Annotated in this window: 20 protein-coding genes and 1 pseudogene; 9 read left to right on the top strand and 12 right to left on the bottom strand. The window is 66.8% G+C overall.

Annotated features, from left to right (window positions below; all coding sequences use genetic code 11):
• Positions 1-13 precede the first annotated feature (13 nt).
• Positions 14-145, bottom strand: a complete 132-nt coding sequence (locus ACW17Z_RS11320) for a hypothetical protein (protein ID WP_419319290.1) — start codon at positions 143-145, stop codon at positions 14-16.
• Between the two features lie 638 nt (positions 146-783).
• Between ACW17Z_RS11320 and ACW17Z_RS11315 the strand changes: the two genes are divergently transcribed.
• From ACW17Z_RS11315 to ACW17Z_RS11305, 3 genes are read left to right on the top strand one after another with little or no spacing between them, the layout of a single operon-like run.
• The gene (locus ACW17Z_RS11315; RefSeq protein ID WP_492056074.1) at positions 784-1887 is read left to right on the top strand and encodes an HlyD family secretion protein; all 1104 of its coding nucleotides are present in this window, start codon (positions 784-786) and stop codon (positions 1885-1887) included.
• 9 nt (positions 1888-1896) lie between these two features.
• A complete protein-coding gene (locus tag ACW17Z_RS11310) occupies positions 1897-3489 on the top strand; it encodes a DHA2 family efflux MFS transporter permease subunit (RefSeq protein WP_492056073.1) in 1593 nt (530 codons plus the stop codon).
• The gene (locus tag ACW17Z_RS11305) at positions 3489-4097 is read left to right on the top strand and encodes a TetR/AcrR family transcriptional regulator (protein ID WP_492056072.1); all 609 of its coding nucleotides are present in this window, start codon (positions 3489-3491) and stop codon (positions 4095-4097) included. Before ACW17Z_RS11310 ends, ACW17Z_RS11305 begins: the two co-directional genes overlap by 1 nt.
• 15 nt (positions 4098-4112) lie before the next feature.
• Here ACW17Z_RS11305 and ACW17Z_RS11300 read toward each other — a convergent pair whose 3' ends face one another.
• The 4 genes from ACW17Z_RS11300 to ACW17Z_RS11285 all read right to left on the bottom strand — a co-directional run bounded on the left by ACW17Z_RS11300 (position 4113) and on the right by ACW17Z_RS11285 (position 7469).
• Positions 4113-4928, bottom strand: a complete 816-nt coding sequence (locus tag ACW17Z_RS11300) for an enoyl-ACP reductase FabI (RefSeq protein ID WP_492056071.1) — start codon at positions 4926-4928, stop codon at positions 4113-4115.
• A 120-nt stretch (positions 4929-5048) separates the two neighbouring features.
• Entirely contained in the window at positions 5049-6266 is a 1218-nt protein-coding gene (fabB, locus tag ACW17Z_RS11295; protein WP_492056070.1) for a beta-ketoacyl-ACP synthase I, read from the bottom strand.
• Positions 6267-6334: 68 nt separating this feature from the next.
• Complete coding sequence (gene fabA, locus ACW17Z_RS11290; RefSeq protein WP_419319296.1) at positions 6335-6850, bottom strand: 3-hydroxyacyl-[acyl-carrier-protein] dehydratase FabA; 516 nt, start codon at positions 6848-6850, stop codon at positions 6335-6337.
• A gap of 94 nt (positions 6851-6944) precedes the next feature.
• Complete coding sequence (locus ACW17Z_RS11285) at positions 6945-7469, bottom strand: SH3 domain-containing protein (protein ID WP_492056069.1); 525 nt, start codon at positions 7467-7469, stop codon at positions 6945-6947.
• 73 nt (positions 7470-7542) lie between these two features.
• On the opposite strand from ACW17Z_RS11285, the gene ACW17Z_RS11280 reads away from it, so the two are divergent.
• The gene (locus ACW17Z_RS11280; RefSeq protein WP_419253521.1) at positions 7543-8529 is read left to right on the top strand and encodes a 2-hydroxyacid dehydrogenase; all 987 of its coding nucleotides are present in this window, start codon (positions 7543-7545) and stop codon (positions 8527-8529) included.
• A gap of 16 nt (positions 8530-8545) precedes the next feature.
• Here ACW17Z_RS11280 and ACW17Z_RS11275 read toward each other — a convergent pair whose 3' ends face one another.
• From ACW17Z_RS11275 to ACW17Z_RS11265, 3 genes are all read right to left on the bottom strand, one after another.
• A complete protein-coding gene (locus tag ACW17Z_RS11275) occupies positions 8546-8941 on the bottom strand; it encodes a group II truncated hemoglobin (RefSeq protein WP_492056068.1) in 396 nt (131 codons plus the stop codon).
• Between the two features lie 78 nt (positions 8942-9019).
• Entirely contained in the window at positions 9020-10000 is a 981-nt protein-coding gene (locus tag ACW17Z_RS11270; RefSeq protein WP_492056067.1) for an alpha/beta fold hydrolase, read from the bottom strand.
• A gap of 61 nt (positions 10001-10061) precedes the next feature.
• Complete coding sequence (locus ACW17Z_RS11265; protein ID WP_492056066.1) at positions 10062-10799, bottom strand: HesA/MoeB/ThiF family protein; 738 nt, start codon at positions 10797-10799, stop codon at positions 10062-10064.
• A 5-nt stretch (positions 10800-10804) separates the two neighbouring features.
• On the opposite strand from ACW17Z_RS11265, the pseudogene hslV reads away from it, so the two are divergent.
• Both hslV and hslU read left to right on the top strand, forming a co-directional pair.
• Positions 10805-11403 (top strand): annotated as a pseudogene (hslV, locus tag ACW17Z_RS11260) (ATP-dependent protease subunit HslV).
• Positions 11404-12699 (top strand): ATP-dependent protease ATPase subunit HslU, encoded by a 1296-nt coding sequence (hslU, locus tag ACW17Z_RS11255; RefSeq protein ID WP_492056065.1) that lies wholly within the window; start codon positions 11404-11406, stop codon positions 12697-12699.
• A gap of 132 nt (positions 12700-12831) precedes the next feature.
• Here hslU and ACW17Z_RS11250 read toward each other — a convergent pair whose 3' ends face one another.
• Entirely contained in the window at positions 12832-13701 is an 870-nt protein-coding gene (locus ACW17Z_RS11250) for a methylated-DNA--[protein]-cysteine S-methyltransferase (RefSeq protein ID WP_492058518.1), read from the bottom strand.
• Between the two features lie 47 nt (positions 13702-13748).
• Positions 13749-14255, bottom strand: a complete 507-nt coding sequence (locus ACW17Z_RS11245; RefSeq protein WP_492056064.1) for a DUF2244 domain-containing protein — start codon at positions 14253-14255, stop codon at positions 13749-13751.
• A 52-nt stretch (positions 14256-14307) separates the two neighbouring features.
• On the opposite strand from ACW17Z_RS11245, the gene nth reads away from it, so the two are divergent.
• A complete protein-coding gene (gene nth, locus ACW17Z_RS11240; RefSeq protein ID WP_492058517.1) occupies positions 14308-15015 on the top strand; it encodes an endonuclease III in 708 nt (235 codons plus the stop codon).
• A 142-nt stretch (positions 15016-15157) separates the two neighbouring features.
• Here nth and ACW17Z_RS11235 read toward each other — a convergent pair whose 3' ends face one another.
• Both ACW17Z_RS11235 and ACW17Z_RS11230 read right to left on the bottom strand, forming a co-directional pair.
• Positions 15158-15871 carry a glutathione S-transferase N-terminal domain-containing protein gene (locus ACW17Z_RS11235; protein WP_419319304.1) on the bottom strand — a complete coding sequence of 238 codons (714 nt, stop codon included), beginning with the start codon at positions 15869-15871 and terminating at the stop codon, positions 15158-15160.
• 59 nt (positions 15872-15930) lie between these two features.
• Positions 15931-16797 carry an ATP-grasp domain-containing protein gene (locus ACW17Z_RS11230; RefSeq protein ID WP_492056063.1) on the bottom strand — a complete coding sequence of 289 codons (867 nt, stop codon included), beginning with the start codon at positions 16795-16797 and terminating at the stop codon, positions 15931-15933.
• Between the two features lie 126 nt (positions 16798-16923).
• Here ACW17Z_RS11230 and ACW17Z_RS11225 point away from each other — a divergent pair, with 126 nt between their 5' ends.
• Positions 16924-17913 (top strand): adenosine kinase, encoded by a 990-nt coding sequence (locus ACW17Z_RS11225; RefSeq protein ID WP_419319306.1) that lies wholly within the window; start codon positions 16924-16926, stop codon positions 17911-17913.
• Between the two features lie 8 nt (positions 17914-17921).
• Positions 17922-18512 carry an imidazoleglycerol-phosphate dehydratase HisB gene (hisB, locus tag ACW17Z_RS11220; protein ID WP_419253510.1) on the top strand — a complete coding sequence of 197 codons (591 nt, stop codon included), beginning with the start codon at positions 17922-17924 and terminating at the stop codon, positions 18510-18512.
• Positions 18513-18522 lie beyond the last annotated feature (10 nt).

Genomic DNA, 18522 nt, shown 5'->3' with positions numbered 1-18522 from the left:
CCAGGGTAAGACCCTAGCCGTTGATGGCGCGCAGGCCGAGGATCATGTAGCCGCCAAAGCCGGCGGCGAACGCCGCAGCGGCGAGCCACAGGACGGGTCGAAACATGCCCAGGGGCGAGTGTTCCAGAGGCGGTTGAACGTTCATGGGCGCATCCTTTGGCGCGGGCGTAACGAGCGCGGCGAACTTGGACCGCTTGGGAGATACGCGCTCCCCCAAGCATGGTTGCAGTGGGGGACGGCTTTTAGTCTGTATTGATTCTAGTACAAGACGAAATTGCGACCGGATGTCACACGGCGCAGTTCACGGCGCCGTTACTGGTCGACGCGCGACGCGATCAATAATCAAAATTGATCCAACGACGGATTTGTCTATTCGCTCGATCACTCAGGTATAGAGGATCGCGTCAAAACGTCGCAACAGGTTCAAATCCGCTCATATTCCGCTCTCGGAGATCGATTTCCGACCCGATTACACTGGATGAAACCGATCAGGAAACCGCCCTATCGCTTTGTTAACCTTGCAAAGGCCGAGAATTTCCTCAGGCCAGGCGCCGGGAACTCTGAAATGTCTAACTTCAAGGTTGTGCACGAGCTTTTGTTGGCTTTCGCCATTCTTGGCGGCCCCCGTTCGACCGCTCGCGCAGCCTGACCGACCGCGAGACGAGACTCTTTAGGACCTCGCAGGTGTTGATTTTTGGACGAATGCGTCCATTTATCACTTGCCGAGCGCCCTGGACCCTTCTATCGGGCGGATCGGACTGTTGAGATCGTCAGGGTTGGGTCATGGCCGCGCCGCAAAACAAGAAGCTCGTTCCCATGGTCGTCGGCGGCGTCGCCGCCGCAGCGATCCTGGTCGGCGGGGTGTTCTGGTACATCGACAAGCAGCGCTTCGAGGCCACCGACAACGCCTTCGTCCAGGCCGACACCGTGCAGATCAGCCCGCAGGTCTCTGGCGCGATCACCGAGATCCTGGTCGCCGACAACCAGCGGGTCGAGGTGGGCCAGGTGGTGGCGCGCATCGATCCCTCCACCTTCCAGGCCCGGCTGGACCAGGCCATCGCCAACGCCCAGGCCCTGGACGCCGCCGTCCGCGCGGTGGATGACAAGGCCTCGCTGGAACAGGCCCTGATCGCCCAGAAGGCGGCCGGCGTCTCCAGCGCCCAGGCCGATTCCAGCCGCGCCAAGGCCGACCTCGACCGCTATGACAGCCTGGCCCACCAGGGCTGGGTCTCGCAGCAGAAGGTCCAGACCACCCGCGCCGGAGCCAGCCAGTCGGAAGCCGCCGTGGCCAGCGCACAGGCCGCTCTTGAAGCCGAACGCCGCGCCGCCCAGTCGCTGGGCTCGGCCAAGGCCCAGACCCTGGCCCAGGCCGCCGCCGCCCACGCGGCCGTCGAGCAGGCCAGGCTGGACCTGGACCGCACCGTGCTGCGCACGCCGGTCGCCGGCGTGGTCGGCGCCCGCTCGGTGCGTCCCGGCCAGCTGGTCCAGCCGGGCGTTGCGCTGATGTCGGTCGTGCCGCTGGGTCAGAGCTATATCGTCGCCAATTTCAAGGAGACCCAGGTCTCGCGCCTTCGCGTCGGCCAGGCCGTCGAGATCAAGGCCGACGCCTTCGGCAAGGAAACCATTCGCGGCAAGGTCGACAGCTTCGCCCCCGCCACCGGCCAGGAGTTCGCCCTGATCCCGGTCGAAAACGCGGTGGGCAATTTCACCAAGATCACCCAGCGCCTGCCGGTCAAGATCGTGGTCGACACCTCCAAGCTGGGCGCCGCCCTGCGGCCGGGCCTGTCGGTCGAGGTCAAGGTCGACGTGCGCGACCGCTCGGGAGCGTCGTTCGCCGAGGCCGGTCAGGCGCCGACCCAGGTCGCCCGCCAGGGCGCCGCGCGCTAGGCGCCGGCCATGACCGACGCCGCCATCGCTGCTCCGGCGGCTCCCGCAAAGACCCTGAGCCAGGCCGACTGGACCAAGCTGTTCCTCGGCTTCGGAGCCATGGTCATCGGCCAGTTCATGGCCATTCTCGACATCCAGATCGTCGCGGCCTCGCTGCCCCAGATCCAGGCCGGGGTCGGCGCCAGCGCCGATCAGGTCAGCTGGATCCAGACCGCCTATCTGATCCCCGAAGTCGTGATGATCCCGCTGTCGGGCTATCTGTCGCGCCTGTGGGGCACGCAGAAGGTCTATCTGGCCTCGTGCACGGGCTTCATCATCATGAGCGTGCTGACGGGCCTGTCCTCGTCGATCGACATGATGATCATCACCCGGGCCCTGCAGGGGTTTATCGGCGGGGCCATGATCCCAACGGTGTTCGCCGTGGCCTTTACGGCCTTCCCGCCCGAGCGCCGGATCACCGCCAGCGTCATCATGGGCCTGATCGTCACCTTGGCCCCGACGGTGGGTCCAACCCTGGGCGGACATCTGACCGAGTGGCTCAGCTGGCGCTGGCTGTTCTTCATCAATGTGCCCACCGGCCTGATCGTGCTGTTCGGCGTGGCCCGCTGGGGCCAGTTCGACAAGGGCGACCCCAGCCTGTCCAAGGGCTTCGACTGGCTGGGCCTGGCCGTCATGGCCACCTTCCTGATGAGCCTGCAGTTCGTGCTCGAGGAAGGCGCCAAGAACAGCTGGTTCCAGGACGACATCATCCTGGGCCTGGCCGTGCTGGCCGCGGTCACCGGCGTGGTCTTTGTCTGGCGGTCCCTGACCTACAAAAACCCGATCGTCGAGCTGCGGGCCTTTTCGAACCGCAACTTCTCGATCGGCTTGCTGATGACGGCCGTTTCGGGCGCCAGCCTGTTTGGCGGCACCTTCCTGCTGCCGCAGTTCCTGGGCCGGGTGCGGCACTATTCGGCATCTGAAGTCGGCACCACCATGGTGATTTCGGGCCTGTCGATGTTCATCACCGGGCCGATCGCCGGCCGGCTGGTGCGCAAGACCGACCCGCGCCTGCCGATGTTCATCGGCTTTATTCTGGCCGGCTGGGGCATGTACATGGCCCACGGCGTGACCAAGGACTGGGGTTTCTGGGAATTCGCGGGGGTTCAGGCTTGCCGCGGCGTCGGCGTCATGATCGCGATGATCGCCACCCAGCAGATCACGATGAGCACCTTGCCGCCGCACATGATCAAGAACGCCTCGGGCCTTGTGAACCTCTCGCGCAACACCGGCGGCGCCATGGGCCTGGCCCTGCTGGCCACCAGCATCACCCAGCAGACGGCCCTCTACTACAACGACATGACCTCCAGGCTGCAGACCGGCAATGTGGAGGCCCAGGGCATGATGGCGGGTCTGGCGGCGCGCATGGCCCAGCTGGGCGTCTCCGATCCCGATGGCGCGGCGCGCAAGGCCTTTTCCGGCATGATGCAGCAGCAGGCCACCGTTCTGGCCTTCGGCGACAGCTTCACCCTGCTGGCCATCGGCTGCTTCATCGCCGCCGGTATTTCACTGCTGGCCAAGCCGGCCGCCGGCGCCGCCCCGCCCCCCTCGGACGCCCACTGATGCCCAGGATCCCCGGACAGATCGACGTCGCCAAGACCGAGGCCATTCTGGACGCCGCCGTCGAGGTGATCGGCCAGCGCGGCCTGTCGGCCCCGATGGAAGAGATCGCCCGCCGCGCCGGGGTCTCCAAACAGACGGTCTATAACCATTATGGCTGCAAGGCCGAGCTGGTCCGCGCCCTGATCGAGCGGCGCGTCGACCGGCTGACCGCGCCGCTCCGCGATCCCGGCGCAGCCGAGAACCCGACCGAAACCCTTGAGGCCTTCGCCCGCACGATGCTGGAGACCGTTGTCGCGCCCAACGGCTATTCGATCATGAGGGTGATCATCCAGGGCGCGGGGGGAATGCCCGAAGTGGCCCATGAGGTTTTCGAGGCCGGCCCCCGACAGACACGCGGCCAACTGGCCGATTTCCTCAGGACAGAAACCCGCCTCGGCCGTCTGGCGGTCGATGACTTTGACCAGGCGGCCGAGATTTTCTCCGGCATGGTGATGGGGCAGAGCCAGCTGCGGGCGCTTCTGTGCCTGCCGCCCGAAAAAACCCAGGCCCAGTTCGAAGCCATGGCGGGCGAGATCGCCCGCCGCTTCATGCGCGCCTATGCCCCCTAGGGCCCTGCGCCAGTACTAGGCTTCGACTTCGTCCGGCATGCCCATCATGTGGAAGCCGGCGTCGACGTGGACGACTTCGCCCGTGGTCGAACGGCCCAGGTCCGAGACCAGCCACAGGGCGGCTCCGGCGACGCCTTCCATCGAGGTGTCTTCCTTCATGGCGCTGAACGCGCGGCCCTGGGCGATCATGCCCCGGCCGCCGGCGATGCCCGCCAGGGCCAGGGTGCGCATGGCGCCGGCCGAGATGGCGTTGCAGCGAATGCCCTTGGGACCCAGGTCGCGGGCGATATAGCGGGTCGCCGCTTCGAGGGCGGCCTTGGCCACGCCCATGGTGTTGTAGTTGGGGATGGTCCGCTCCGACCCCAGATAGGTCATGGTGATCAGCGAGCCGCCGTTGGGCATCAGTTTCGCGGCGCGCTTGGCGACATCGACAAAGCTGAAGGCCGAGATGTTCAGGGCCAGCAGGAAGCCCTCGCGGGTGGTGTTGTCGACGAACGAGCCCTTCAGCTCGTCCTTGTTGGCGAAGGCCACCGAGTGGACCACGAAGTCGATCGTGCCGAACTTCTCTTCGATGGCGGCGAAGGCCGCATCCATCGAGGCGTCGTCGGTGACGTCGGCCGGCACCAGAGTGGTGACGCCGATGCTCTCGGCCAGCGGCCGCACGCGGCGCTCCAGGGCTTCACCCTGATAGGTGAAGATCATCTCGGCGCCCTGGGCGGCCAGCTGCGAGGCGATGCCCCAGGCGATGGAGTTGTGATTGGCCACGCCCATGACGAGGCCCTTCTTGCCCCGCATCAGCTCGCCCTTGGGGAATGCGTAATCGTCGGCCATGGGTTGCGGCTCCGTGTTCTGGGAAGTGACAGGCAAGCCAAGCTGGCCGCCGTCACACGTCATCTTCGGGGGTTAGCTATCAGGGTCGGCGCGCCGCTGGAACCCTCCAGCGGCGCGGGATCAGTCGGCCTTGCTGATGATCAGCGTGCCATTGGTGCCGCCAAAGCCGAAGCTGTTGGACATCACCGTGGTCAGTTCACGGTCGGAACGCTCCAGCAGGATGGGCAGGTCGGCGAACTCGGGATCCAGGTTCTCGATATTGGCGCTCTTGGCCGCGAAGTCGTTGTTGAGCATCAGGATCGAATAGATCGCCTCCTGCGCGCCGGCGGCGCCCAGGCTGTGGCCGGTCAGCGACTTGGTCGAGGAGATCAGCGGGGCCTTGTCGCCAAAGACGTCGCGCACCGCGCCCATTTCCTTGCTGTCGCCGACCGGCGTCGAGGTGCCGTGCGGGTTCAGATAGTCGATGGCGCGGCCACCGGCCTCGGCCATGGCGATGCGCATGCAGCGGGCCGCGCCCTCGCCCGACGGCGCGACCATGTCGAAGCCGTCGGAATTGGCGGCATAGCCGACCACTTCGCCATAGATCTTGGCGCCGCGCGCCTTGGCGTGCTCGTACTCTTCGAGAACGACGATACCGGCCCCGCCGGCGATCACGAAGCCGTCGCGATCCCGATCATAGGCGCGGCTGGCCACGGTGGGGCGGTCGTTGAAGTTGCTGCTCATGGCGCCCATGGCGTCGAACAGGTTGGACAGGCTCCAGTCCAGCTCCTCGCAGCCGCCGGCGAACATGATGTCCTGCTTGCCCATCTGGATCTGTTCGGCAGCCGCGCCGATGCAGTGGGCGCTGGTCGCGCAGGCCGAGCTGATCGAATAGTTGATCCCGCGGATCTTGAACCAGGTCGACAGCACCGCCGACGGACCCGAGCTCATGGCCTTGGGCACCGCGAACGGGCCGATCCGCTTGGGGCCCTTTTCCTTGGTCGTGGCGGCGGCCTCGATGATCACCCGGGTGGACGGACCGCCCGAGCCGACGATCAGGCCGGTGCGCTCATGGGAGATCTCGGCCTCTTCCAGTCCGGAGTCCGCGATCGCCTGTTCCATGGCGATATGGGCATAGGCCGTGCCGGGCGCCAGAAAACGCGCCGCGCGGCGGTCGACCAGGGCTTCCCACGAGTCGAGCTTGACCGTGGCGTGCACCTGGCAGCGGAAATTCAGTTCCGCATAGTCCGGCGCGGCGACCACGCCGGATTTGGCTTCACGCAGTGAGGCGAGCACCTCATTGGCGTTGTTGCCGATGGACGAGACAATCCCCAGTCCGGTGACGACGACGCGACGCATGAACTTTCCTCTTTCTCTCCCCAGATCCAAACGGGGTCAGCTCTGTGTTGGCCGACCCTACGCGTGGATCAGGACGCCATCTGCTCGGCGGTGAACAAACCGACCTTAAGGTCCTTGGTCTCGTAGATGGGCTTGCCGTCGGCTTCCAGAACGCCGTCGGCGATACCCATGACCAGCTTGCGCATGATCACCCGCTTCAGGTCGATCTTGTAGACGACCTTCTTGACGTCTTGGGTGACCTGACCGGTGAACTTGACTTCGCCCACGCCCAGGGCGCGGCCGCGACCGGGGCCGCCTGACCAGCCCAGGAAGAAGCCGACCAGCTGCCACATGGCGTCCAGGCCCAGGCAACCGGGCATGACGGGGTCGCCAATGAAGTGGCAGCCGAAGAACCAGAGGTCGGGATTGATATCGAACTCGGCCTCGACATAACCCTTGCCGTACTTGCCGCCTTCTTTTTCGATCCGGATGATGCGGTCGAACATCAGCATCGGCGGGGCCGGCAGCTGGGCGTTGCCCGGGCCGAATAGCTCGCCCCGACCGCAGGCCAGGAGTTCGTCGAAGGTGTAGGAGCTCTGTTGCATGGTCACGCCCTAGCACGACGGTGGGTCGCGCCTCAATGTTACTTTCAGTAACGCTTGTGAACAGTCCTGGCGCTTTCGTCACGCCAGTTTGCGATCAGCGCCTGCACTGCGGCTCCGGGGCCGCGCCCCAGATCTGGCTTTCGCGGGCCCAGCCGGCCGAGCCCTCGGCCTTAAGGCGGCACCAACCCTTCTCGCAGCGGTCCAGATTGGCGGTCGAGCGGCCGCGCAGCCAGGCGCTGATCTTGGCGCCGTCCCGGGGACTGGCCAGCAGGGCCAGGGGCGTGGACTGGATGCGCATGGCCGTGCGGCGGCCGTCGGTGGTGCGCTTGTGCACCCAGGCCAGGCCGCCTTCGGGATCGCAGACCCGCCGCCATTCGCGGGTTTCGGCCACCACCTGCACCGGCAGCCCCTTGGCGCGATACACCCAGAGCAGACGATGGGCCTCGTCGGGGCCATTGCGGGCGTTGACGGTCTCATATTTCAACGAAACGTAGCGCGGAACCTCCAGACCCGAGGGCGTGACCCTTGGCGGACCGGCGGCGCCTGCCTTTGCAGCGACCCCCGTCAGGACCAGAACGGCCACAATGCCGAGCGAACGATGTTTGCGATTCGACGGCATGTTGCTTGGCCCCATCGGGCCCCTTTGCTACAGGTTTTTAAACGCCCGTCAGAGAGAGCTTTTCAAACCGCCCATGGCAGCCCGCAAGCTCAAAGTCATCGTCACCCGAAAACTCCCCGATCCGGTGGAGACGCGGATGTGCGAACTGTTCGACACGGAACTCAACGTCACCGACAAACCGTTGACGGCGGATGAACTGGTTGACGCCATGGGCCGGTGCGACGTGCTCGTGCCGACGATCACCGATCGCATCGACTCGCGTCTTCTGTCGCGATCCGGCGACCGGCTCAAGCTCATCGCCAATTTCGGGGCCGGGGTCGACAATATCGACGTCGCCACCGCCAATGCGCGCGGCATCATCGTCACCAACACGCCGGGCGTCCTCACCGAAGACACCGCCGACCTGACCATGACCCTGATCATGGCCGCCTCGCGCCGCGTCGTCGAAGGCGCCGAAGTGGTCAAGAGCGGCGGCTTCCATGGCTGGTCGCCGACCTGGATGCTGGGCCGCCGCCTGTGGGGCAAGCGCCTGGGCATCATCGGCATGGGCCGCATCGGCCAGGCCGTGGCCCGCCGCGCCAAGGCCTTCGGTATGCAGGTGCACTATCACAACCGCAAGCCGGTCAGCCCGCGCATCGCCGAAGAGCTGGGCTGCACCTACTGGGAAAGCCTGGACCAGATGCTGGCCCGGATGGACTTCATCTCGGTCAACTGCCCGCACACCCCGGCCACCTATCACCTGCTGTCGGCCCGCCGTCTGAAGCTGCTGCGGCCGCACGCCATCGTGGTCAACACCGCCCGCGGCGAGGTGATCGACGAAGGGGCCCTGGCCAACATGCTGGCGCGCGGCGACCTGGCCGGCGCGGGCCTGGACGTCTACGAGCACGAGCCCGCGATCAATCCCAAGCTCCTGAAGCTGCCCAATGTCGTGCTGCTGCCCCACATGGGCTCGGCCACGGTCGAGGGCCGCATCGACATGGGCGAAAAGGTCATCGTCAACGTGAAGACCTTCATGGACGGCCACCGCCCGCCGGACCGGGTTATTCCGTCGATGTTGTAGGGCGACGAAGCCGCCCTCAGTGTGTGGTCATGCCGCCGGCCATCCGGTCGAAGGCGTAACTCAGGGCGGCGACAAGCTCTGGATCGATATCGGCGGCCGCGAGGGCTTGCGCCATCGCCGACGTCCACTGCCCCGCCAGCTCGGCGTCGATCGGCATGGCGCGGTGCAGCGACATCATGCAGACGCCTGGGTGGGTGGTGAACCAGTCCCTTGGCCCGCCAAGCCAGCCTGCCAGAAAGCCGCTCAGAGACTCGCGCATCGCCGTCAGATCCGACGCGTGCAGCGCTCGCAGCCGGGCATAGGCTGGCTCGGTGTCCATGATGTCGTAGAAGGCGTTGACGAGGCGGCGCACCCCGGGTCCGCCGCCCATCACCTCGAAAGGCGTGTCGGCGCCGACGATCGTGCTGGTCATGGGGCCCTCGCCTGACGAAAGCCCCTTCAGTCGACGAGCGCGCGCCGCGACGCCTTGATGTGGCTCAAAGACCCGAATTCAGGGCTTGGGCGCGGTCTCCGCCGGATACACCTTCGCCTTCAGCCAGGCCTTGAGGTCGCCGGCCGAGCGGTCGGGGATCTGTTCCATCGGCACATGGCCGACATCGGGATAAAGGATCAGGGTCGAACCCGGTATGGCTGCGGCGAACTTGGCGCCGTCCGAGGCGGGGATGACGGTGTCCTTCTCGCCGAACATGATCAGGGTCGGCGCCTTGATCCTCGACAGGAGTTGGGGCGAGGCCGGACGGCGCGGGCCGCTCTGCAGGCCCAGCAGGATGTCGCGGTGGCCAGGGGCGCGGGCCAGTTCCACATAGCGGTCGACCAGCTCGGGCGTCACCAGGCTCTGATCGATATAGGCCGACTTCAGGCCCTGACGCACCAGGGCCTGGGTGTCGACATTCTTCAGCAGGGCCCGTCCCCAGGGATGGCGCAGGATGTTGAAGATCAGCACCCCGCCGCCGCCTTCGCGCGGCCAGCCCGCCGCATCGACCAGCACCAGGCCCTCGACCCGCTCGGGATGATCAATGGCGTATTGCCAGGCCACGCCGCCGCCCATCGAATTGCCCGCCAGGGTGAAGCGCTCGACACCCAGTTTGCGGGTCACCTGATCGACCGCGGCCCCAAAGCCCTGACGTCCGACGGCATAGCCCTGGCCCGCCTGGGTCAGGCCGTGGCCCGGCAGGTCCAGTGTGATGACGCGATAGTCGCCCGACAGCGACCGCACCCAGGGCTCCCAGGCGTGCAGCGACGCCGCATAGCCATGGACCAGCACCAGGGTCGGACCCTCGCGCCGACCCTGGTCGCGATAATGCACGCGCAAGCCGCCGCCCAGGTCCATGTAGCGCGAGGCCGGGCTGTCGTACTTGGCTTCCAGGCTGGCATAGGGGATGTCGCCGCGCTGCAGGGCCAGCCATCCCACGGCGCCGAGCACCAGGATCAGGCCCGCGGCGATCAACAGACCGCGAAACAGCGTCTTCATCTGGCCCTACCCCTGACGTCTTGTTTTTGTGGGGAGAGAGAAGGCCCGTGAAGCTTCGCCGTCAAGCGCCGCAAGCGAGACAGGCCGGATCGGCCCCGATCCGCACCGTGCGGGTTTCGGCCGCCAGGGCGTCGTAGATCAGCAGGCGGCCGCTCAGAGCCTGCCCCGCGCCGGTGATCAGCTTGACCGCCTCCAGCGCCATCATCGATCCGATCACGCCGGCCAGGGCGCCGACCACGCCGACCAGCGAACAGGTCTCGGCGTCCGGCGGAACCTCGGGCACCAGGCAGCGATAGCAGGGCCGGCCGTGGAACACCCCCACCTGGCCGGTCCAGCGGCCCAGGGCCCCGCTGACCAGGGGCTTGCCGTGGGCCACACAGGCGTCGCTGACGACGAAGCGGGTGGCGAAGTCGTCGGTGCCGTCAAGGATCAGGTCATACCGGGAAACAAGGTCCCCGGCATTGGCGGCGTCCAGCCATACCGCATGGGTTTCGACCGCCACATGCGGATTGATCGCCGTCAGACGCTCAGAGGCGACCTCGACCTTGGGACGGCCCACATCAGCGGTCTGGTACAGCACCTGGCGCTGCAGGTTGGACAGCGAAACCGTGTCGGGATCGGCCAGACCCAGGGTTCCGACCCCCGCGGCGGCCAGATAAAGCGCGGCCGGCGCGCCCAGGCCGCCCATGCCGACCAGCAGCACCCGGGCCGCCTTCAGCTTCTGCTGGCCCGGTCCGCCGACCTCGCGCAGCACCAGATGGCGGGCATAGCGCTCGACCTCGCCCTCCGAAAAGCTCATCGCGCTTGATCTCCGCAGTCAGCCTCGCCACATGCGAGACATGCAAAACAGCAATTCCTTCCCCGACTGGCACGGCACGACCATCCTGGCGGTGCGCAAGAACGGACAGACCGTGATCGCCGGAGACGGCCAGGTCTCCATGGGCCCAACCGTCGTCAAGGGCAACGCCCGCAAGGTGCGACGCCTGGCCGGCGGCAAGGTGGTGGCCGGCTTCGCCGGGGCCACGGCCGACGCCTTCACCCTGATCGAGCGGCTGGAGGCCAAGCTGGAACAGTATCCCGACCAGTTGGCCCGCGCCTGCGTGGATCTGGCCAAGGACTGGCGCACCGACCGCTATCTGCGCCGGCTGGAGGCCATGCTGCTCGTGGCTGACGCCACCACCATCTACACGGTCACCGGCGTGGGCGACGTGCTGGAGCCGGGCGAAAGCGCCGGCGGCGGCTCGGTCGCGGCCATCGGCTCGGGCGGCAACTATGCCCTCGCGGCCGCCAAGGCCCTGATCGACCAGGACCTTTCGGCCGAGGACATCGCCCGCAAGGCGATGGCGATCGCCGCCGAGATCTGTGTCTACACCAACGGCAATCTGACGGTTGAAAGCCTGTAAATGACCGAGTTCTCCCCCCGCGAGATCGTCTCCGAACTCGACCGCTACATCGTTGGCCATACCGAGGCCAAGAAGGCCGTCGCCGTAGCCCTGCGCAACCGCTGGCGTCGCCGCCGGGTGCCGGCCGACCTGCGCGATGAGGTGACGCCCAAGAACATCCTGCTGATCGGCCCCACCGGGGTGGGCAAGACCGAGATCGCCCGCCGCCTGGCCAAGCTAGCCCAGGCTCCGTTCCTGAAGGTGGAAGCCACCAAGTTCACCGAGGTCGGCTATGTCGGCCGCGACGTGGATCAGATCGTCCGCGACCTGGTCGAAAGCGCCCTTGGCATGGTCCGCGACAAGCGCCGGGCCGGGGTGCGGGCTCGCGCCGAGGCGGCGGCCGAGGAACGCATCCTCGACGCCCTGACCGGCCCCGGTTCGACCGCCGCCCGCGAAAGCTTCCGCAAGAAGCTGAGGGCCGGCGAGCTGGACGACAAGGAGGTCGAACTGCAGCTGGCCGACACCGGCGGCGGCGGGATGTTCGAGATCCCCGGTCAGCCCGGCGCCTCGGTGCTGAACCTGGCGGAGATGATGAAATCCTTCGGCGGCGGCCGCACCAAGACCCACAAGACCACGGTGGCCGCCGCCCATGCGCCGCTGATCGCCGAAGAGAGCGACAAGCTGCTGGATCAGGAAGCCCTGACCCAGGAGGCGGTGGATCTGGCCGAAAACCACGGCATCGTCTTCCTCGACGAGATCGACAAGGTGGCCTCGTCCTCACAGCGCGGCGGGGCCGACGTGTCGCGCGAAGGCGTGCAGCGCGACCTGCTGCCGCTGATCGAGGGCACGACCGTCTCGACCAAGTATGGCCCGGTGAAAACCGACCACATCCTGTTCATCGCCTCGGGCGCCTTCCACGTGGCCAAGCCCAGCGACCTGCTGCCCGAGCTTCAGGGCCGTCTGCCGATCCGGGTGGAGCTGAAGGGCCTGACCCGCGATGACCTGCGCCGGATCCTGACCGAACCGGAGGCCAATCTGATCCGCCAGCATCAGGCCCTGCTGCTGACCGAGGGCGTCACCGTGACCTTCACGCCCGACGCCATCGACGCCCTGGCCGACGCGGCGGTGGCGGTGAACAACTCGGTCGAGAATATCGGCGCGCGGCGGCTGCAGACCATCCTGGAAAAGGTGGTCGAGGAGATCAGCTTCTCGGCGGCCGATCGCTCCGGCGAGACGGTGACCATCGACGCGGCCTATGTGCAGGACAAGGTCGGGGCCCTGGCGGCCAATGCCGATCTGAGCCGGTTTATTCTTTAAAGACCGGTACTTGCCCCCTACGGGCTGCTGCGCAGCCGTCTTCCCCCGGAGGGGGAAGATGAGGTCCGCGCGCTTCATCTTCCCCCTCCGGGGGAAGACGATCGCGAAGCGATCCGTAGGGGGCCAGTCCAGTCAGCCCGCCGCCTGAACCGCCTCCATCCCCAGCATCGCCGCCTTGCGCGCCAGGCCCCAGTGATAGCCGGTCAGCCGGCCGTCCTTGGCGATGGCGCGGTGACACGGGATCAGCAGCGAGATCGGATTCGCTCCAATGGCGCCGCCGGTGGCCTGATAGGCCCTGGGGTTTCCGGCCCACGAAGCCACCTGGCCATAGGTGCTGGTCTCGCCGACCGGGATGCGCAGCAGGGCCTTCCAGACCTGGATGTGGAAGGGCGAGCCGATCAGCACGATCGGCAGCGGCCCCTTGCCGCCGGTGAAGGCATGGACGGCGGTCTGACCGGCGGCTTGGTCGTCGCGGACCCAGTCGGCGGCGGGAAAGCGGCGGTGCATGTCGGCATAGGTCGCTTCGTCGTCACCGTCCGAGAAGGCCAGACCCGCAAGGCCGCGCTCGGCCATCACGAACAGACCCCTGCCGAACGGCGCCGGCGCCCAGCCATACCGCAAGGTCATACCGGCCCCGCGGCGGCGCACCTCGCCGGGCGTGACGGCTTCCTGGGCGATGAACAGGTCATGCAGGCGCGAAGGGCCTGAAAGCCCCGCGTCATAGGCAGCGTCGAGCACGCTGGCCCCGGCCTCCAGCGACTTGCGGGCCTCGGCGTGGGCGATGGCCGAGACGAAGGTCTTGGGACTGACCCCGGCCCAGCGCGTAAAGATCCGCTGAAAATGAAACGGCGACAGGCCGACGGCTTCGGCCGCCTCGTCCAGCGAAGGCCGCTCCTGCCAGCGCTCGGCCAGCCAGTCCAGGGCGACGGCCATGCGATGATAGTCCGCCGAACGCTCGGACAGACGGGCGAAGGTTTCGGAGGGGTGCATGTCGAGAGCCATGGGGGCAGCGTAGGACGGCTCTCCTGCGGTGTCCGCCCGGTTCTTGCTCATGCCTGAGCGCCCGCCCCGACCCCCGGCAAGGGATAACGTTCGGCGCGGGCCTCGCCAATGGCGCGCCGCAGGGCGGCGGCGAATTCCACCCGTTCGGGCGGGCTGAGCGCTCGCGCCACGGTCAGGCGGCGGCGATAGATCCGCAGGCGAACCCGAGCCTCGTGCTCGCCTGGCTGATCGAGATCCACACCCGTGAAGGCGGTGGGCGAGGTCCAGACCACGCGGGCGCCCTTCTCGTCCTCACGGCTGACCGTGATCGACTGGGCGGTGACCCGCACCCGCTCCCTGCGTTCAGCCGCTTTGAAGCTGGCGTTGAGGGCCAACCAGATCGCCGCCACGTCCAGGCCCAGAAAAGGCAGCACCAGCGGCGCGCCCACCCCCAGCAGGAACACCGCGATCATCAGGTTGCAGGCGACGACGACGCCCAGCAACACGTGCAGCCCGCGCCGGCTGAGCGACCGGTTGGGCTTGATCAAGGCGTCCATGTAGAGCGGCGGGGCCATGACAAAGATTTAGGCGCGCGACACCGCCTTGGCGAGGGGTCCGCATCACGGCATGGTCATGGTGATGGCTCTTGTGAAAAAACCGGTCCGCAAACGCCCCGCCGCCAAGCGGATCTCGCCGGCCGAGCGCGAGCGGGTCGCCGTGCTGTTCGACCGCTTCGAGAGCCTGGAGCTGCGGCCCAAGACCGAGCTGAACTATAACAACGCCTATGAACTGGTCACCGCCGTCGCCCTTTCGGCCCAGGCCACCGACGTTCAGGTCAACAAGGCCACCGGACCTCTGTTTCAGGTCGCCGACAGCGCCGAGAAGATGCTCGAACTCGGCGAGGAAGGCCTGATCCGCTACATCGCCTCGATCGGTCTGTTCCGCACCAAGGCCAAAAACGTCATCGCCGCAGCCCACATCCTGATGGACCGCCACGGCGGCCAGGTGCCCCTGAACCGCGCCGACCTGGAAAGCCTGCCGGGCGTCGGCCGCAAGACCGCCAGCGTGGTGCTCAACGAACTGGACATCGAGCCGGCCATCGCCGTCGACACCCACGTGTTCCGCGTCGCCCATCGCCTGAAGCTGTCGGCCGGCAAGACACCTGACGCGGTCGAGATGGACCTGATGCGGATCGTGCCAGGGCCCTATCAGACCCGGGCCCATCACTGGATGATCCTGCACGGCCGCTATGTGTGCGTGGCGCGCAAGCCCAGGTGCGAGATCTGCAAGATCCGCGATCTGTGTCCTTCGCGGGAGCTGTTCCTGGGAGCGTAACCCCAAACTCCGCTCTTCCCGGCGAAGGCCGGGACCCAGATTCATCCAGAGCGTTTGGGGTGGATGCGCCACACGACCTTACGAACCGACTGACGTCCTGGGGTTCGATCTGGGCCCCGGCCTTCGCCGGGGAGAGCGGGAATTAAATGCTCTGAGGCCGCGCCGGGATTTCCAGCCCACGCTGCACCGCCGGCCGCGCCAGGCAGCGCTCCAGCCAGGCCGGAACGGACTTCAGGTCGACATAGTCGACCAGCTGGCCGGCGTCGTAGTAGCCGACCAGATTGCGCACCATGCCCAGCAGGGCGATATCGGCGATCGTGAAATCGGCGCCCATCATGAAATCGCGGCCGTTCAGGCGTTGTTCCAGAACCCCCAGCAGCCGCTTGCTCTCGGCGACGTAGCGGTCGCGCGGTCGCTTGTCCTCATAGTCCTTGCCGGCGAACTTGTGGAAAAAGCCCAGTTGCCCGAACATCGGTCCCACAGCACCGACCTGGAAAAACACCCACTGGATCGTCTGATAGCGAAGCGCGGGATCGGCAGGCAGCAGCTGGCCGGTCTTCTCGGCCAGATACAGCAGGATCGCGCCAGACTCGAACAGGGCCAACGCCTGGCCGCCCGGACCGTCGGGATCGATGATCGCCGGGATCTTGCCGTTGGGGTTCAGCGACAGATATTCGGGGATCCAGGTCTCGTTGGCGCCGATATCGATCAGGTGCGGCTCATACGGCAGGCCGATCTCTTCCAGCATGATCGACACCTTCACGCCGTTGGGCGTGGGCAGCGAATAGAGCTGAAGGCGATCAGGGTGTCTGGCGGGCCAGCGGCGGGTGATCGGGAAGGCGGAAAGATCGGACATCATGACTCCCTGGGTTGCGACCTAGATAGGCCCAAACAGCCGCGCCGTCAGGTCGCCTGCTAGAGCCGGGCCATCACCGCCGCCGCGAACGCCGCGCCGTCGTCATGGGCATGCTCCAGGAACAGGTCGGGCTCTATGACCTCCAGCTCCATCAGTTGCGGGGTATGGTCCAGGCCCCGGATCAGATCGATGCGGGCATAGGTCAGGGGCAGGCTGGCCGCCTCCAGCACCATATGCGCCGCATGCAGGGCCTCGGGCTCGGGCGCAACGCCGGAAATCTGGCCGCCGAACTGCGGCTGCACCCGGAAGTCGCCGCCGGTCGCCACCTTGGAGACGGCGTGGCTGAACGCCCCGTCGAAAAAGAACAGCGACAACTCGCCCTCTTCGGCCACCGCCGGCAGGAAAGGCTGGATCAGGGCTGCGCCGGGCGGGCCGCCTTCCAGCGTGCCGTGGCGCTTGAACCGGACGGTGTCCTGCGACCCCCCGGAAATCTGCGGCTTGACCACCACTTCGTCGACGCCAAACGCATCGAAGGCTGCGGCCAGGGCTTCAGGCGTCAGCCGATCTTGGGCGTGGGTGGGGACCACCGGCGCGCCCTTGGCTTCCAGTTCGATCAGATAGGTCTTGGTGGTGTTCCAGCGCAGGGTCGGGACGGGATTGATCACCGGCACGCCCGCCGCCTCCATGGCGTCCAGCTGGGAAAACCACTCGGGCTGACGCAGGTGATAGCCCCAGGCCAGCAAGGGCAGCACCAGCCGGGCAGAGTCCGGATCCACCGGATCGGTCCACGGCTGGCGCGTCACCGTCAGGCCATGTGCGCGCAGCGGCGCGGCAAGCCGCTCGAACAACCGCACGCCGGCGGCGGCATAGGCGGTGTTTTCCGAAGAGGGCGCCAGGATCAGGATATCAGCGGTCGTCGAAGTCATGCCCATGCGGTTAGAATGACGCACGTCCTACGGCAAGCCTCGCGTTGCCTTGACCGCACGCTTCCTTTACTTGCCGCCCCTTAGACGCTTTTCGCGCCCTGCACTTTCAAAGGCTTGCCGATCTCCATGACCGCTCTCTACGACGTCGCCGCCATCGGGAACGCCATCGTCGACGTCATCGCCCAGTGCGACGACGCCTTCCTCGCGCGCGAGGGCCTGGTGAAGGGCTCGATGGCCCTGATCGACGTGGCGCGCGCCTCCAGCCTGTATGACGTCATGGCGTCGGGCATCGAGGCTTCTGGCGGTTCAGCGGGCAATACCGTCGCCGGCGTCGCCAGCTTCGGCGGTCGAGGCGCCTTTATCGGCAAGGTCGCCGACGACCAGCTGGGCCGCGTCTTCACCCACGACATGCGCGCCATCGGCGCCACCTTCACCACGCCGCCCCTGGCCGAAGGTCCCGCGACGGCCCAGAGCCTGATCAATGTCACCGCCGACGCCCAGCGCACGATGAGCACCTATCTGGGCGCCTGCGTCGAGCTGACCAGCGCCGACGTCGATCCCGCCATCATCGAAGCCGCCAAATATTCCTATCTCGAAGGCTATCTGTTCGACCCGCCCGAAGCCCGCCGCGCCTTCGCCAAGGCCGCCGCCCTGGCGCACGGCTCCAGCCGCCAGATCGCCATCACCCTTTCCGACAGCTTCGTGGTCGAGCGCCATCGCGCCGCCCTGCTGGGCTTCGTCGAAACCCAGTGCGACATCGTCTTCGCCAACGCCTCTGAAGTCTGCGCGATGTTCGAGACCGACGATTTCGACGCCGCCGTAAAGGCCCTGTCTGAGCGCGTCACCATCGCCGCCGTCACCCGCAGCGAACACGGCTCGGTCGTGGTCGCGGGCGGGCAGGTTCACGAAATCTCGGCCTATCCCGTGGAAAAAGTCGTGGACACCACGGGCGCGGGCGACCAATACGCGGCGGGTTTCCTCTATGGCCTCTCCCAGGGCCGTCCGCTGCCGGTCTGCGGCCAGCTGGGCTCCCTGGCCGCCGCCGAGGTAATCGCCCACTACGGTCCGCGCCCGCAGGTCAGCCTGCGGGACCTCGCGGCCCAAAACGGACTCTAAGGAAGACCATGGCCCGCACCGCTGAAGTGGTCCGCGAGACGAAGGAGACCCAGATCCGGGTCTGGATCGATCTCGACGGGACCGGCGTCTCGACGATCTCCACCGGCATTGGTTTCTACGACCATATGCTGGAGAGCTTCGCGCGCCATGGCGGCTTCGACCTGAAGGTCGAGACCAAGGGCGACCTGCACATCGACATGCACCACACGGTGGAAGACACCGGCATCGTGCTGGGCCTGGCCGTGAACAAGGCGCTGGAAGGCTTCAAGGGCATCCGGCGCTTTGGCCACGCCTATATCCCGATGGACGAGACCCTGACGCGCTGCGCCATCGACCTGTCCAACCGGCCCTATCTGATCTGGAAGGTCGATTTCAAGCGGCCCAAGGTCGGCGAGATGGACACCGAGCTCTTCAAGGAGTTCCACCACGCGTTCGCGATGAACTGCGGGGCCTGCGTGCATCTGGAAACCCTGTACGGCGACAATACCCACCACGTCGCCGAGAGCGGGTTCAAGGCCCTGGCCCGGGCGCTGCGTCAGGCGGTCGAGATCGACCCCAAGACCGGCGGCCAGGCTCCCTCCACCAAGGGCGTGCTGTAGGAAACTCTCC

This window comes from Caulobacter sp. GSs2 (genome assembly GCF_058680895.1).
This window is presented reverse-complemented; position numbering and strand designations above follow the sequence as displayed.